Raw genomic sequence first — 15,357 nt, 5'->3', positions numbered from 1 at the left:
TTGAGGATAAATAATGCTTTCTGAGTATGAAACGTACTTATTAGATAAAATTGATAGCCGTGTTGAACATGCTACGGATGATGAATTATTTGCTGGTGGATATTTACAAGGCCACATCACTTTAGCGATTGCGGAGCTTGAGCAAGAAAACAATACGCAATTATCAGCATTAAAATCCCGTGTAGAAGAGAGCATTCAAAAAGCTATCAAAGCAGGAGAGCTTTCTCCTCCTGATCAAATATTGGTTTTATCGACGTGGCATGATTTAGTTAACTCGATTAATTAGTATAAATAACCTATATTGAGAACAACCGATACTATCGGTTGTTTTTCTTTGATTGCTAACGATTAACCACATCGAAAACCTTGTTTAAGACAGTTGAGCTTGAAAAAGAAAGGATTTTATACAAAAATTCTCCTTACTATTTATCAATTGTTTTTATTTGATTTTTCAAAGTCGATGTCTCTTTCATTGATTAAAGCATAATAGTGCTATCTTTTGTTACTCCTTGCCATTTCTGCCAAATTACTTTTAAATGTTTTTTAGGAATGTTTCTCGGGATGCAAATGATTTGCATAAAATATTTATGATAAGGATAACAATACGATGAAAAATTTCTTTAAAATAAGCCTTATTGCTAGCACGGTATTGGTTTTATCTGCCTGTGATCAACTTGATTTAGATAATAAAAAAGATAAGTTTTATTACAGTAATCCCAGTGAAAAAAGCATGAGCTTTGTTGTTGATGATAAAACATATCAGGTTGAGCCGGGTAAAAGTGGTTATTTAACACTCTCACCGGGCGAACATAGTTTACAAGATAGTGCAGGTAATAAATCCACTTTTATGGTGTATGAAAACAACAATGGTGGAATTTTAAATCCTGATAATTTTATGTATTACCGTTTATCTGAAGTCTATGCCGTACAAGGTAAGGGAGATCGCTTTAAACCAACAGAATATAAAGTGGTTATTAATGGCTATCAGTTAGAAATGCCATTACAAAGCACGAATGCTACCTTGATTGATGGCAATGTATTTAAATGTACTTATACGTTAGGTGAACCTTTCCCCAGTGAAATTAAAAGCCATAATAAAAACGAAATGGGGAATATCAAAACCAAATGTTTTGATAAACCTGAATTAATCCAATATATTATGACTGATTATGGTCAAGATCTAAAACCGCTTTCCCCTCAAGATGAGTATAACGATACTGTTAATCTAGCGTTAGACTACAGTTTACCTCAACCACAATTTACTGATCCTGATATTCAAGCAGAGGCAGAAAATTGGGTTGCATTGCTTGATCAAATTAAAGAAAGTAATGATCCTAATATCCATAAACAGCTTAAAACACCATTACATGAAGCAATAAATAAGTTATCAAAAGCCGATAGTGAAAGAGCAGTAAAAAACTCTGTTGAAGATAATAAATACTATAATTCTTTTATTCACCAAGCGAGCCAATATCAATCTTATGGGATCTTACCTAGAGATTAAATTTTTGGTAGAACGGATAAAAAGCCATCCTTATGGATGGTTTTTTTATAGGTAATTGATACTCTTAATAAGCAAATAGCAAGTTATAACAGAGATTATTTATGACCAACGCATCAAATAAAATCGCCACTCACGAGATCACTATTCGGCCAACTCAATTGGCTGATGCCAACCAACTACCGAAGATTGAACAATCGGCAGGAGAGTTATTTAGCAGCATAAAAGAATTAAGTTGGATCAGCGAAAGTGGTGTACAAAGTGTTGAGGCGCATATTCAATTTATCCATCAACATGCTCACTGGGTTGCTGTTAATCATGACAATCATCCCGTTGGTTTTATCATGACGCAACAATTACCTGAAAGTGTATTTATTCATGAATTATCGGTAAGTAAAGATTGGCAAAATAAAGGGATTGGTAAATTGCTGATCCAGACAGTAAAAAATGAAGCTAAATTACAGCAATTTAATGCGGTAACGTTAACGACTTTCCGTGATGTCCCTTGGAATGCTCCCTATTATCAGCGTTTAGGTTTCCATATCTTACTTGAGCATCAAATACCCTATTCTTTACAACAAATTTTAGATAATGAAGTAGAGCATGGGGGATTTGCGAGAGAAATGCGTTGTGCGATGAAGTGTGAAATTTAAATACTATAATTTAAATACTATAAAGATATTTAAGTAACCAATAAACAATAGTTACTTAAATATCAACCGTAATTTCAGTGACTGATCCTATGATTTTAATTCAATAGCTTTTCCGCGTAGTAATGGTCTTACCCAGAAACGATTTGGATGTAAGGCATTTAACACACTATCTTCTACAGGAAATGGCTCATCAAAGATTTGGCTTGCTAAGATCTCCGCAGATAAAGGTGCAGAGCATAAACCACGTGAACCTAATGCACTAATAATATAAAGCTGATGATAACTCGGTGCCAAAATAGGTGTTTGCTTTCTACGCTTAAATCGATCTAAATGCGTATAGGCGACAACTAATTTTTCAAAATCGGGTACTTCACCTAATAAAGGAAGGTGATCTCTTATTGTACAGCGGATCCCGACACGCGCATCGTTATCACTAAAATCTACCTGCTGTGCCCAAGGTGATTGTGCTAAACAGTGCGTGAGGTGCCATTGATTATTTTGTTGCTCTTCAAATGAAACATTTAAATCTAGTCGATCACGACGAAAGCTTGCCCCAACACAATGCAGATTATCTTGAGGATCAACCGGCGTAAAATAGCCATCATAGCAGAGCACCGCTTTTAATTGTGCGATATCAGGTGTCGTTGAAATATGGCTAACTTGACCCCTTACTGCACTGATAGGCAGTTTTTCACTTTGTATAAAATCAGTAATACGGTGCCCATTAGCTAAAATAACGCAATCATGTTGTGTTTTATACGTTGTTGCTTGGTGAGTCACCTCTAACTGCCAATGCTGTTGTTGTGAGGTTAATTGAGTGACTTGATGTTCAAAGAGTAGCTTGAGACCTTGTTGTTGTGCGTATTTTAATGCATTGGTGGTTAACTCTGTGGGAGAAAGCCAACCTGCTTGAGGATAAAAAAGACCATCTTGGTTGATGGCTAATCCACAAAGTGAATTCATTTCATCTTGATGGACATAATGACCGAGTTGAGAAAAAGGTGTGGAATGCTCGATTATTCGCGCTATTTTTTTGCGCACTTTTTCATTATAAATGACTTGGGCAACACCGGACCATTGATGTGAAAAGTTGACGCCATTATGGTTTAACTCATCATAATAACGGCGGGCATATAAAAAAGCGCTAGTGAAAAAGTGTTCTAACTCATCAGATTTACCATTAAGTAATGGGTATAACACACCCTGCCGATTGCCTGAGGCATTTGCCGCAGGATGTGTATCTTCACAATAGAGCGTGACTTTGGCGCCTCTTTTTAAGCAGGCGAGCGCAGTTAATGCACTGGCGATCCCCCCACCGATAATGGCGATATCTTTTCTTTGTGTAGCACAAGGTCTGGCGTAGTAGGGAACAAATGCATTGGCAGGAGGATGGGGAAATACCCCTGTTAACATTTCTCTTTTTTGACCAAAGCCTTTTATTTTCTTTATTTCAAAACCAACATGTTGCAATCCTCGTTTTACTACCCCAGCTGCGGTAAAGGTGGCAAAAGTGCCATTTTCACGCATCGAGTCTGCCATTGCTTGAAATAATGTTTCACTCCACATTTGTGGGTTTTTACTTGGTGCAAAGCCGTCAAGAAACCACGCATCAACTTTATTATGTAAAGCTTGGCGAGTTTGTGGCAGTAATGTATTGATATCACCGAACCATAAATCAAGCGTTATCGTGCCATTAGCAAGAATAAGACGATGACAACCGGCAATAGGTAAAGGCCACTGTGCACAAAGCGCTGTTGAATATTGTGCTAGTTCTGGCCAATGGCTATGGGCTGTTTGCAAATCAGCTTTAGTCAGAGGAAATTTTTCAAAACTGACATAATGTAAACGCTTTAATGACGCATCAGGTGAGTGATGACGAAATTGCTCGAAGGCTTGCCACAGTGTTAAAAAGTTTAATCCTGTGCCAAATCCGGTTTCTGCTATAACACACTCAGAGCGTACATGTGTACCAAAACGAGATGGAAAATGATTTCCATGTAGGAATACATGTCGAGTTTCTTCAAGACCATCTTGGTTGGAAAAATAGATATCATCAAACTGTTTTGAAATCGGAGTACCAAGTTCATTCCAACTTAAAGAGGCGGTATTTATAGCAGTGTTATTCACGGAACTACCTGTATTTTACCAAAAATAATGGGCTATCTTAACGCTGTTCTTAAGCATCTTCCACCTTTTGAGTACGCAGAGATTTTTCATATTATCTGCATTTTTGTAAAAAAGATCCTGATCGGACTTGTTCAGCGTACAAGTGTACGCTAAAGTGCTATTCAGAAATCCCGCAGCTACAACTATTATTGTAAAGAGGTATAAATGAAGCGCGCAGTGATCACGGGTCTGGGTATTGTTTCGAGCATTGGTAATAACCAGCAAGAAGTGCTGGACTCTTTAAAAGAAGGCCGTTCCGGGATAACTTTCTCAGAAGAATTTAAAGAGATGGGGCTACGTAGCCACATTTGGGGTAATGTTAAGCTTGATACTGAAGGTCTTATTGACCGTAAAATCCGCCGTTTTATGAGTGATGCATCGGTTTATGCCTATTTATCTATGCAACAAGCGATTGAAGATTCAGGTCTAACAGAAGATCAAGTTTCTAACATTCGTTCTGGTTTAGTTGTCGGCTCCGGTGGTGGTTCTCCTCGTAACCAAGTACAAGGTTCGGACGGCATGAGAGCTAAAGGTCTACGCGGTGTAGGTCCTTATATGGTAACTCGTGCAATGGCGTCTGGTGTATCAGCTTGTTTAGCTACACCGTTTAAAATTAAAGGCGTTAACTATTCAATTAGTTCAGCTTGCTCAACATCAGCACACTGTATTGGTCATGCGGTTGAATTAATTCAATTAGGTAAACAAGATGTGGTTTTCGCCGGTGGTGGTGAAGAGCTAAGTTGGGAGATGACCTGTGAGTTTGATGCTATGGGGGCACTTTCAACAAAATATAATGATACACCAACCAAAGCTTCTCGTACCTATGATAAAAACCGTGATGGTTTCGTTATCGCTGGTGGTGGCGGTATTGTGGTTGTTGAAGAATTAGAGCACGCATTAGCACGTGGTGCGCATATCTACGCTGAAATTGTCGGCTATGGTGCAACATCTGATGGTGCTGACATGGTTGCTCCATCGGGAGAAGGTGCCGTACGTTGTATGCAAATGGCAATGCAAGGTATTGATCATGTCGATTATATCAATACTCATGGCACATCAACGCCTGTGGGTGATTTAAAAGAGCTTGAAGCGATTGCTGAAGTTTTTGGAACTAAAACACCGGCTATTTCTGCAACTAAGGCAATGACAGGTCACTCATTAGGGGCTGCAGGTGTTCATGAAGCCATTTACAGTTTACTGATGTTAGAGCATGGTTTTATCGCACCAAGTATTAATATTGAAGAGCTTGATGATAAAGCGGATGGTATGAATATCATTACCAAACCAACAGAGCAAAAACTAGATACAGTGATGTCAAATAGCTTTGGTTTCGGTGGCACTAATGCTTCACTTGTGATGAGTAAGTATAAGAAATAGTTAGTTATACTTAGTTTTCCTTGTATAAATGATAAAGGCAGTTACTTATAATAAGTGACTGCTTTTTTATTTTTTGTATAAATAAATTTGTTCTGCAAAATAAATAAAGATCCTTTTGGTTTTATAGAAAACTATGTTAAAAAAATGCTGTAAATATTATTAAAGCATAATCTTATTGATTGTCATTTTTTTATCATACAGTTCCAATAGATAAAATAACTATCTAATTGTTTAAAATTAGTTGTTTTCACTATGATTTTAAATCAATCATTTAATTAAAAACTAATTTTATAGATTAAATCCTTTATTTTATAAATAGTTAACTTAATGAAAATATCGATAGCATTAAAAAGGTGAGGGGAAAAATTGATCTGGATTATTTTATATTAAATAAGCAGGAGATATTTAATATAAAAGTTGGTAATGTTTGCAACGGATACTTGTATTACTTTATATTTTATACTTTGATTTTCTTGCCTTGGTTTTTATTTATAAAAACTAGGGGAGCAAAGTGACCGGCTAATTGCTTAGCCGGTATTTTTTTATTTATAGTCTAGCTGACATTGACTCACATCTCCTGCTGACAATCTGCTTTTTTTGTGACAGATTGACGACGGAAATTCAGTGGTGCTCTTAGTTTTTGTACTAAGAATATTCCCAATAAAATAACGCCTCCGCCAATAAAATGATAACTGTGCATCTCTTCACCTAGCACCGCTACAGCGATCATTGCGGTAAATAGAGGAATTAAATTCATAAAGATAGAGGTTGTATTTGCACCTAATTTCATTACACCTAAGATCCACAGATAAGGCGCTAAAATAGAGGCGCCAACCCCTGCAAAAATAACTAATCCAACATTATCTTTTGTTAATGCAATACTTTCTGCGGTAAGAAAATTAGGTATTAGTAATAAAACACCAAAACCTATTTGTACATATAGAGACTGCCAATTAGGTAAAGGAATTGACCAACGTTTGGTAAGTACTCCGTAAAATGCATAGGCAGTTGATGCGATAAACATCATTAATTCACCACGTCCTAATCCTTGAGAAAGGAGTTGTGAAGGATCACCGTGGCTGACTAACCAGACAAGTCCACTAATAGATAAAATAGTTCCGAGTGCAATCCCTACAGTAGGCACGACACGCAGTACAAAAATACTAATAATAACGGTTAATAATGGAATAAGTGAATTCAATATTCCCATAAAGGTTGCTGTCACATAATAAGCCGCATAGTAAGCTAAACTTTGATATAACCCCATACCTAATGCGCCGAGAATAAATAATTTCCACCAATATTGTTTTACGGTTTTACGATGATGCCAAACAGGGACTAACAGAAACGGCGTCATTAGTAAAAATGCTAAGAACCAGCGATAAAATGAGATAGCGGCTGGATCTATCACAGATGTTGCCGCTTTATTGACAACCGCATTAATTGACCAAATAAGTACCGCTAACAGCGGGAAGATTACACTTTTCATTATTCTCACATCTATTTTTAAACCAGACGGCTATTGTAAGCCTGTCTGATTAGATATATATAATGAAAAGCAGACAACCGATAGGCCAATAAAGACAAAACGATAAAAGAGCAACATTAAGATGACAATTGAACAACAAAAAGAGATGCAGTGGTTACTCTCTGATCCAGATACGGTCCGTTTTCGTGATGAGCAATTGCTTGCAGAAACTGAATTTCGTTATCATCAACATGAGTTTGGTCAATTGCTTTATGTGATCTCTGGAGTAATGGATTTAGAAGCTGGCGGGCAGCGTTTTTTAGCGCCACCTGAATTTAGTGTATGGATCCCTGAAAAAGTAGGGCACGCAAGTTACAATAAAAAAACCTTATCTTTTAAGGTGCTAGATATTGCACCCAGTTGGTGTGAAGGTTTATTGGATAAACCCTGTCTTATTCAACTAAGTCCTATTTTTTCGACGATTTTTGCCGATTTCTTCCGTCGTGGCGTTTGTAAACCGCAAACAAAAGAAGATCTACGTTTATCTCAAGTGTTAATAGACCAACTAAAAGTATCTCCTATTCACCATACCTATTTACCTTCCTCAAAAGATAAGCTGTTAGCACCCGTTTTGGCAGCATTAGAGCAAAATCCTGCTGATAATACCTCATTAGAATTATGGGCAAAAAAACGTTATACCTCAGAAAGAACCTTATCACGTCGTTGTCAGCAAGAGTTAGGCATGTCTTTTAGTGAATGGCGTAAGCGATTACGTTTTTTACATGCTATCTCTTTGTTAGAGCAAGGAAAAAGTGTTAATGATGTGGCCTTTGATGTTGGATATAGCTCATCATCCTCATTTATTGCCATGTTTCAGCAATTTGCTGGAACAACACCAGAAAGATTTCGTCGCTTACCCAATGGTTAAGGTTTCTTTTCATATATTTACTTAAAATAGCGTCAGTTTTTATCGTCAATAATAGGCTTTACTTGGAATAAGTGGCAAAATAGACCGCTTAATTTTATTTTTGATCCTTTGTTTACACACATAAAAAACAAATCAGTGAGATAACACCGTGAAAATTCTGGTTGATGAAAACATGCCTTATGCGCAGCAGCTTTTTTGCCAATTAGGCGAAGTAAAAGCTGTACCGGGTCGCCCTTTACCTATTGAAGAGCTTGATGATACTGATGCATTGATGGTGAGATCGATTACTAAAGTCAATGCATCACTATTAGCGGGCAAACCGGTAAAATTTGTCGGCACCGCAACGGCAGGTTTTGATCATGTTGATACAGCATGGCTAGAGCAACAAAAAATAGCGTTTTCATCTGCGCCAGGTTGTAATGCGATCGCTGTTGTTGAATATGTCTTCTCTGCGTTGATGGTGTTTGCTGAGCAAGAAGGATTTCAATTAACAGATAAAACCGTTGGCATTGTTGGCGTTGGCAATGTTGGAGGGAGACTGGCAAAACGCTTACGCGCATTAGGTGTGAATGTGCTACTTTGTGATCCGCCTAGAGCTGACAGAGGGGATGATGAACAATTTCATTCTTTAGAAACGCTATTAAAGCAGGCGGATATCCTGACTTTCCATACACCGCTAAATAAATCGGGTCGTTATAACAGCTACCATTTAATTAATGAGAGCAACCTCGATATTTTACCTGAAGGTCGTATTTTAATTAATGCAAGCCGTGGCGAGGTTATTGATAATGCTGCATTATTATCAGCCTTAAACCAAGGTAAAAAATTACGCGTTGTTCTAGATGTTTGGGAGCCAGAACCCGATCTTTCTCTTGAGTTATTAAATAAAGTTGATATCGCAACACCACATATTGCCGGCTATACCTTAGAAGGGAAGGCGAGAGGAACAACGCAGGTTTATGAAGCTTATTGTGATTTTATTGGTCAACCTCAACACGTTGAATTATCAACACTGTTACCAAAACCGTTGATCTCCACAATTTCTGTACAAGGTGAATTAACTCAAACATTACTCAAACAGCTTATTCATCTTGTCTATGATGTACGTCGTGATGATGCACCATTGCGCAAAGTTGCTGGTATCAAAGGGGAGTTTGATAAGCTACGTAAGTTTTATCCTGTCCGTCGTGAATGGTCTTCATTACAGGTGGTATGTGATAACCCGACAACGGCGAGCTTACTCAATGCTATTGGGTTTAATGCAACACATAAATAAGACGTGACATTATTTAAACATTTTACTGTATTGGAGGATATTTTATGGGAGAGGGTTGGAATATTGCGCTTGTGGGCGCAACAGGTGCTGTGGGTGAAGCTATTTTAGAGCTTCTGCAAGAGCGTGATTTTCCTATTGGCGAATTAACGGCGATCGCCAGTGAAGACAGTATTGGCAAAACTATCCGAGTAAAGGGTAAAAGTGTTGCAGTACAAGGTATTCATAATATCGAATGGGCGGATATTCAACTCGCTTTTTTTGCCGCGCCGGTTGAGATTAGTGCGCAATACGCACAACTTGCAGCAGATTCAGGTTGTATTGTTATTGATTGCAGTGGTTTATTTGCGATGGAGTGGGATGTACCTTTAGTTGTACCAGGGGTGAATACATCTATGCTGGCAGAGTATCGTAACCGCAATATTATCGCTATTGCTGATAGCATGGTAAGCCAACTGTTACGCGCTATCTATCCATTAACCGAAGCCGCAGGCTTAACTCGCTTGAATGTGACAAATTTGATGTCAGTATCTCGTTTTGGTAAACAAGCTGTTGATGAATTAGCGGGGCAAAGTGCGCGTTTACTGAACGGTGTTCCTCCAGAGCTTGGTCGCTTTAATAAACAACTGGCATTTAATATTTTACCATTGTTAGTTGATAATGAAGGTTCTATTCAAGAAGAGCGCCAAATGGTTGATCAGATCCGTAAAATCTTGCAAGACGATGGACTACCTATCTCAGTAACCACATTACAAGCGCCTGTTTTCTATGGTCATGCACAATCTGTGCAGTTGGAAACATCACGTCCAATGGGAAGTGAAGAAGCACGGGAAACATTACAAGAACATGACTCCCTCAATATTAGTGATGAAAATGATTTTCCAACTCAAGTCACCGATGCCTCCGGTAATGTTAGCTTGAACTTAGGTTGCTTGCGTAATGATTATGGTGTGCCTGAAGCGCTACAATTTTGGTCTGTTGCAGATAACGTGCGTTTTGGCGGAGCATTAATGGCTGTAGAAGTGGCTGAAAAATTAGTGCAGGAGCAGTTTTACTGATGAACGACCAAGAGAGTGCTGATGTGATAGCGCAGTCAATCAGTGAGCCTGCGATTGTGGCAGAAAGTACACCATTAAAGATAGCGCTAGGCATTGAATATGACGGTAGCCACTATTATGGCTGGCAACGTCAAAATGAGGTTCGTAGTGTCCAAGAAAGGTTAGAAAAAGCGTTATCTCAAGTAGCAAATGAGCCTATCTCTGTTTTTTGTGCCGGCAGAACTGATGCCGGAGTTCATGCAACCGGGCAGGTTGTGCACTTTGAGACAACGGCTCATCGCAAAGATGCGGCATGGACGATGGGGGTTAATACCCATTTACCACAAGATATTGCCGTTCGTTGGGTAAAAACGGTAGCGAATGATTTTCATGCTCGATTTAGCGCAACCGCAAGACGTTATCGTTATGTGATTTTTAATCATCGCTATCGTCCTGCAATTTTATCCTCAGGGGTAACGCATTTCCATTACCCTCTAGATGCACAACGAATGCATCAAGCTGCCCAATGTTTATTGGGCGAGAATGATTTTACCTCGTTTAGAGCCGTACAATGCCAATCTAGAACACCTTGGCGTAATGTGATGCATGTGAATGTTTCACGCTATGGTGATTATGTGGTGGTAGATATAAAAGCCAATGCTTTTGTCCATCATATGGTAAGAAATATTGTGGGGAGTTTATTGGAAATTGGCTGTGGTAATCAGGCTATTACTTGGATGGCTGAATTATTAGCCTTAAAAGATAGGACTAAAGCAGCAGCAACTGCAAAAGCAAATGGTTTATATCTTGTTTCGGTTGATTACCCTGAACGTTTCGAACTTCCTAAACCTGCAATGGGGCCGCTATTTTTAGCAGATAACCCATTTTAAATACTTTAAACATAAAATTACCCCGTTTTCTGAGGATTTATGGAATTATTAACGCAATTTGCTGATTTAATAAAATTTCTAATTGATTTTATTTTACACATTGATGTCCATTTAGCCGAGTTAGTCGCTCAATATGGTACATGGGTATATGCCATTCTATTTTTAATTATTTTTTGTGAAACGGGGCTTGTTGTCACGCCATTCTTACCGGGCGATTCGTTACTGTTTGTTGCGGGGGCTTTATCTGCGTTAGATACCAATGATGTTAATGTTCACCTAATGGTTCTCTTACTGCTTTTCGCTGCGATTTTAGGTGATGCGGTTAACTATTCTATTGGGCGCATTTTTGGTGAAAAACTCTTTAGTAATCCCAATTCACGTATCTTTAAACGAGAATACTTAGATAAAACCCATGCTTTCTATGAAAAACATGGTGGTAAAGCGATAATTTTGGCAAGATTTGTGCCGATTGTCCGAACTTTCGCGCCATTCGTTGCAGGAATGGGCAAAATGTCATATCGTCATTTTGCTTTTTATAATGTTACGGGTGCCATTGCATGGGTACTGCTATTTACTTATGCTGGATACTTTTTTGGTGACTTAGATATTGTTCAAAAGAACTTAAAATTGCTAATTGTTGCCATTATTGTTATTTCTATTTTACCTGGTGTTATCGAAGTGATACGCCATCGTAGAGCGAGTGCAAAGGCCAAAAAAGAGAGTGATAACCAAGAGGTTTGAGCAGTTATCATTAGCTTTTGCCGTAGAATAGCAATAATAAAGAGATGCGCTGAAATTCAGTAAGCGGTATCATCATAAACTTTGCTAACCACATAGCCAGTATATTGTGAGTTAACATGTTCACAATAATCTGCTCTAAATAATTAGGGTTGTAGCTAGGCGATAAGTGAATGCAGCACGAAAAGCACACCGACAAAGTAGGTGACTTGTGCAATTAACGCAGTCAACATGCTGCAACTTAAAATATGACGAGTATAAACTGGCGAAGGTCAGATTCAGACGAAAAGGTCCGTTAATGAGCTGGATTGAAAAAATTCTTAATAAAAGCAATATCACGAGTTCACGTAAAGCCAATATCCCAGAAGGGGTTTGGACAAAATGTGATAGCTGTGGGCAAGTACTTTACCGCGCAGAATTAGAGCGTAATTTAGAAGTGTGCCCCAAATGTGATCATCACATGCGTATTTCAGCACGCCGTCGCTTAGAAACTTTTCTTGATACAGGAAGCACGACTGAGCTGGGCAGTGAGTTAGAGCCTAAAGATATTCTGAAATTCCGCGACTCTAAAAAATATAAAGACAGAATTGCTGCGGCTCAGAAACAAACCCATGAAAAAGATGCCCTAGTGGTGATGAAAGGTACGTTAAAAGAAATGCCTGTTGTGGCTGCATCTTTTGAATTTGCATTTATGGGCGGCTCTATGGCGTCTGTTGTGGGTGCGCGTTTTGTTCGTGCGGTTGAACAAGCATTAGAAGATAATTGTCCACTGATTTGCTTCTCTGCAAGTGGTGGTGCACGTATGCAAGAAGCATTGATGTCATTAATGCAAATGGCAAAAACCAGTGCCGCATTAGCTAAAATGCAAGAGCGTGGTTTACCTTATATCTCAGTGATGACCGATCCTACTATGGGTGGCGTTTCTGCAAGTTTAGCAATGTTAGGCGATATTAATGTTGCTGAGCCGAAAGCCTTGATTGGTTTTGCCGGTCCACGTGTTATTGAACAAACTGTACGTGAGAAATTACCCGCGGGTTTCCAACGTAGTGAATTCCTGCTAGAAAAAGGGGCGATAGATATGATAGTTCGCCGTCCTGAAATGCGTGATGAGCTAGCTGAATTACTGGCTAAGCTGACTCAGTATGATTTAGCGAAAGACGAAGATGAACTGCTAGGCGAAGAAATGATCGCTGATGACATCGAATCTTCTGACAATGAGCCAGAAATTAACATCGAAACGAATAAAAAAGAAGATGTCTAATATCATAACTGCTCCTCAAGCCACATCGCCTTTGTCGGTGTGGCTTTCTTATCTTGAACACTTACACTCAAGTGCTATTGATATGGGACTTGAGCGCGTGGGCAAGGTAGGTCAATTACTGAATGTATTACGTCCTGCCCCTAAAGTTATCACTGTATCGGGTACTAATGGTAAAGGAACCACTTGCCATATGCTCGAGTCAATTTTGATGGCTTCAGGATTGAAAGTGGGGGTTTATAGTTCACCTCATCTTGTCCGTTATACCGAGCGTGTTCGCATTCAAGGTAAAGAGCTTTCACCAGCTGATTTTTGTCAAGTATTTGCTGAAATAGAGCAAACCAGAGGCGATATTTCGCTGACTTTTTTTGAATACGGCACACTCGCGGCATTGAAACTATTTCAACAAGCTCAGCTTGATGTGGTTATTCTTGAAGTTGGGTTAGGGGGGCGTTTAGACGCGACCAATATTGTTGATGCCGATATTGCAGCTATCACCAGTATTGCCCTTGATCATACCGATTGGCTAGGGGCTGATAGAGAGCATATTGGTCATGAAAAAGCCGGTATCTTCCGTAAAAATCACTATGCTGTTGTAGGCGAGCCAGATATGCCACTTTCTATTGCACAAGTCGCGCAACAGAAACAGGCTAAATTATTTCGTCGTGGTGTTGATTGGTCATTTTCTATTGATGGTGATCACTGGCATTGGCGTAGTGCAGATAAGCAGTTTGAAAAACTTCCCATCCCTAATATTCCCTTAGCCAACGCAGGTACGGCAATGGCAGTAATACGCTGCTTATTGAAAACCGATGATAAAGTGAGTCAAGGGATCACCCATCAAAGTATCGTTGAGGGAATGAGTAAAGCTCAGTTGCCGGGACGTTTTCAGATAATTTCGCAGCATCCATTAGTTATTTTTGATGTTGCTCATAATCCGCATGCTGCTGGATATTTAGCCGAAAAACTGGCGCAATTACCGCGTTATTCTGATACCAAAGTGCGCATTGTTGTTGGTATGCTGGGTGATAAAGATATTGCGGGTACATTAGCGTGTTTATCCCCTCAAGCCGATCAGTGGTATGTTGCGCCATTGAATGAGTTTCGTGGCGCATCAGCCCAGGTATTAGCTCAGCACCTCGACTATCCGGCAGTATTTGATAGTGTCGAGCAAGCATGGCAACAAGCAATATCTGAGGCGCAAAAAAATGATATTGTGGTTGTATGTGGATCATTCCATACCGTTGCTCATGTAATGGAACTATTGGAAAAGGAGAGTGCGAGTGGCAAGTAAATTTCAAAATCGCTTAGTCGGAGCCGTTGTTCTTGTGGCGGTAGGGGTTATTTTTCTTCCTACATTATTTGACGGCGATAAGAAATATAACGAAGACCAATTTGCCTCTATTCCTTTAGTCCCCAAACCCGGTGATGAGCAAGATATTGAATCAATAGCGCCGATTGAGCAAACCACGACACCGTCAACGCCATCAGAGGGTGCTTCTGAGGCGATGATCTCTGAAGCGGTAACGGGGGTTGAACAGCCTCAAGTTTCTACTCCTGAAGTATCGGAGCCTCAAGTAGCACCATCAACCCCGGTTGTTGAGCCACCTAAAGTGGTTAATCCGCCTGTAGAGCCACCAACTACTCCGCCACCGGCGGTATCAGAAACAACCGCGCCGAAAGGTGAGGCTTGGGTTGTGCAGTTAGGTGCCTTGAAAAATGCGGCGAAGGTTGAAGAAATTATTGCAAAAATGCATCTCTCCGGTTATCCAGTATATACCGTGCCTGCTCGCCCTGTTTCAGGAAAAGTGACACGTATCTATATTGGGCCTAATGCCTCAAAAGCAGAGTTACAGGCGATGTTACCTCGCCTTAAAGAGCTAACAGGCCTGCAAGGTGAAGTAAGAGCCTATAAACCATAACTATGTTGATGAGACATCAGATGAGTGAAGTAACAAGGTGTTAACTTATTGCGGCGATTATGATTTTTCATGTCGCCGTAAATTATTTTAAAATTATCGAAAATTAGGGTTACGCAAACGTTTTCGTTTTCTGTTAGAATGCTACC

14 protein-coding genes are annotated in these 15,357 nt (G+C 39.4%); 12 read left to right on the top strand and 2 right to left on the bottom strand.

All coding sequences use genetic code 11. The features are described 5' to 3' along the window. Nucleotides 1-13 precede the first annotated feature (13 nt). From AACV00_RS10730 to AACV00_RS10720, 3 genes are all read left to right on the top strand, one after another. Nucleotides 14-286 carry a YfcL family protein gene (locus AACV00_RS10730; RefSeq protein ID WP_004243748.1) on the top strand — a complete coding sequence of 91 codons (273 nt, stop codon included), beginning with the start codon at nt 14-16 and terminating at the stop codon, nt 284-286. Nucleotides 287-607: 321 nt separating this feature from the next. Continuing rightward, on the top strand, nt 608-1,504 hold the full coding sequence (locus tag AACV00_RS10725) for a hypothetical protein (protein ID WP_004243747.1): 897 nt from the start codon (nt 608-610) through the stop codon (nt 1,502-1,504). 101 nt (nt 1,505-1,605) lie between these two features. After that, nucleotides 1,606-2,154, top strand: coding sequence for a GNAT family N-acetyltransferase (locus AACV00_RS10720; RefSeq protein ID WP_004248403.1), 549 nt, complete (start codon nt 1,606-1,608; stop codon nt 2,152-2,154). Nucleotides 2,155-2,241: 87 nt separating this feature from the next. On the opposite strand, the gene mnmC is transcribed toward AACV00_RS10720, so the two are convergent. Then, nucleotides 2,242-4,281, bottom strand: a complete 2,040-nt coding sequence (mnmC, locus tag AACV00_RS10715; RefSeq protein WP_104459611.1) for a bifunctional tRNA (5-methylaminomethyl-2-thiouridine)(34)-methyltransferase MnmD/FAD-dependent 5-carboxymethylaminomethyl-2-thiouridine(34) oxidoreductase MnmC — start codon at nt 4,279-4,281, stop codon at nt 2,242-2,244. Nucleotides 4,282-4,485: 204 nt separating this feature from the next. On the opposite strand from mnmC, the gene fabB reads away from it, so the two are divergent. Then, nucleotides 4,486-5,697, top strand: coding sequence for a beta-ketoacyl-ACP synthase I (gene fabB / locus AACV00_RS10710; RefSeq protein WP_036971797.1), 1,212 nt, complete (start codon nt 4,486-4,488; stop codon nt 5,695-5,697). A gap of 568 nt (nt 5,698-6,265) precedes the next feature. On the opposite strand, the gene AACV00_RS10705 is transcribed toward fabB, so the two are convergent. Continuing rightward, entirely contained in the window at nt 6,266-7,186 is a 921-nt protein-coding gene (locus AACV00_RS10705) for a DMT family transporter (RefSeq protein WP_004248401.1), read from the bottom strand. Between the two features lie 121 nt (nt 7,187-7,307). Here AACV00_RS10705 and AACV00_RS10700 point away from each other — a divergent pair, with 121 nt between their 5' ends. The 8 genes from AACV00_RS10700 (at nt 7,308) to dedD (ending at nt 15,211) form a co-directional block, all read left to right on the top strand. After that, entirely contained in the window at nt 7,308-8,093 is a 786-nt protein-coding gene (locus AACV00_RS10700; RefSeq protein ID WP_004248400.1) for an AraC family transcriptional regulator, read from the top strand. Between the two features lie 148 nt (nt 8,094-8,241). Next, a complete protein-coding gene (gene pdxB / locus AACV00_RS10695) occupies nt 8,242-9,369 on the top strand; it encodes a 4-phosphoerythronate dehydrogenase PdxB (protein ID WP_004243739.1) in 1,128 nt (375 codons plus the stop codon). Nucleotides 9,370-9,413: 44 nt separating this feature from the next. Continuing rightward, nucleotides 9,414-10,424: an aspartate-semialdehyde dehydrogenase gene (locus tag AACV00_RS10690; protein ID WP_004243737.1), complete on the top strand. Its 1,011-nt coding sequence runs from the start codon at nt 9,414-9,416 to the stop codon at nt 10,422-10,424. Further along, the gene (gene truA, locus AACV00_RS10685) at nt 10,424-11,293 is read left to right on the top strand and encodes a tRNA pseudouridine(38-40) synthase TruA (RefSeq protein ID WP_004243736.1); all 870 of its coding nucleotides are present in this window, start codon (nt 10,424-10,426) and stop codon (nt 11,291-11,293) included. Before AACV00_RS10690 ends, truA begins: the two co-directional genes overlap by 1 nt. Before the next feature lie 39 nt (nt 11,294-11,332). Next, a complete protein-coding gene (locus AACV00_RS10680) occupies nt 11,333-12,034 on the top strand; it encodes a DedA family protein (protein WP_004243735.1) in 702 nt (233 codons plus the stop codon). 295 nt (nt 12,035-12,329) lie between these two features. Next, entirely contained in the window at nt 12,330-13,292 is a 963-nt protein-coding gene (gene accD / locus AACV00_RS10675) for an acetyl-CoA carboxylase, carboxyltransferase subunit beta (protein ID WP_004243734.1), read from the top strand. Further along, nucleotides 13,285-14,583: a bifunctional tetrahydrofolate synthase/dihydrofolate synthase gene (folC, locus tag AACV00_RS10670; protein WP_036918656.1), complete on the top strand. Its 1,299-nt coding sequence runs from the start codon at nt 13,285-13,287 to the stop codon at nt 14,581-14,583. Before accD ends, folC begins: the two co-directional genes overlap by 8 nt. After that, nucleotides 14,573-15,211, top strand: coding sequence for a cell division protein DedD (gene dedD / locus AACV00_RS10665; RefSeq protein WP_004243732.1), 639 nt, complete (start codon nt 14,573-14,575; stop codon nt 15,209-15,211). Before folC ends, dedD begins: the two co-directional genes overlap by 11 nt. Nucleotides 15,212-15,357 lie beyond the last annotated feature (146 nt).

It is taken from the genome of Proteus sp. G3927 (assembly GCF_963894685.1).
Classification (GTDB): domain Bacteria; phylum Pseudomonadota; class Gammaproteobacteria; order Enterobacterales; family Enterobacteriaceae; genus Proteus; species Proteus mirabilis.
Note: the sequence above shows the minus strand (reverse complement) of the source record. Positions and strands in the feature narration are given on the sequence as shown.

What these genes read in the sequence shown, in the direction of transcription:
- AACV00_RS10725 (WP_004243747.1), top strand. Translation starts at nt 608, where the DNA reads ATGAAAAATTTCTTTAAAATAAGCCTTATTGCTAGCACGGTATTGGTT.
- AACV00_RS10690 (WP_004243737.1), top strand. Translation starts at nt 9,414, where the DNA reads ATGGGAGAGGGTTGGAATATTGCGCTTGTGGGCGCAACAGGTGCTGTG.
- AACV00_RS10680 (WP_004243735.1), top strand. Translation starts at nt 11,333, where the DNA reads ATGGAATTATTAACGCAATTTGCTGATTTAATAAAATTTCTAATTGAT.
- folC (WP_036918656.1), top strand. Translation starts at nt 13,285, where the DNA reads ATGTCTAATATCATAACTGCTCCTCAAGCCACATCGCCTTTGTCGGTG.
- AACV00_RS10730 (WP_004243748.1), top strand. Translation starts at nt 14, where the DNA reads ATGCTTTCTGAGTATGAAACGTACTTATTAGATAAAATTGATAGCCGT.
- AACV00_RS10720 (WP_004248403.1), top strand. Translation starts at nt 1,606, where the DNA reads ATGACCAACGCATCAAATAAAATCGCCACTCACGAGATCACTATTCGG.
- accD (WP_004243734.1), top strand. Translation starts at nt 12,330, where the DNA reads ATGAGCTGGATTGAAAAAATTCTTAATAAAAGCAATATCACGAGTTCA.
- AACV00_RS10700 (WP_004248400.1), top strand. Translation starts at nt 7,308, where the DNA reads ATGACAATTGAACAACAAAAAGAGATGCAGTGGTTACTCTCTGATCCA.
- fabB (WP_036971797.1), top strand. Translation starts at nt 4,486, where the DNA reads ATGAAGCGCGCAGTGATCACGGGTCTGGGTATTGTTTCGAGCATTGGT.
- truA (WP_004243736.1), top strand. Translation starts at nt 10,424, where the DNA reads ATGAACGACCAAGAGAGTGCTGATGTGATAGCGCAGTCAATCAGTGAG.
- AACV00_RS10705 (WP_004248401.1), bottom strand. Translation starts at nt 7,186, where the DNA reads ATGAAAAGTGTAATCTTCCCGCTGTTAGCGGTACTTATTTGGTCAATT.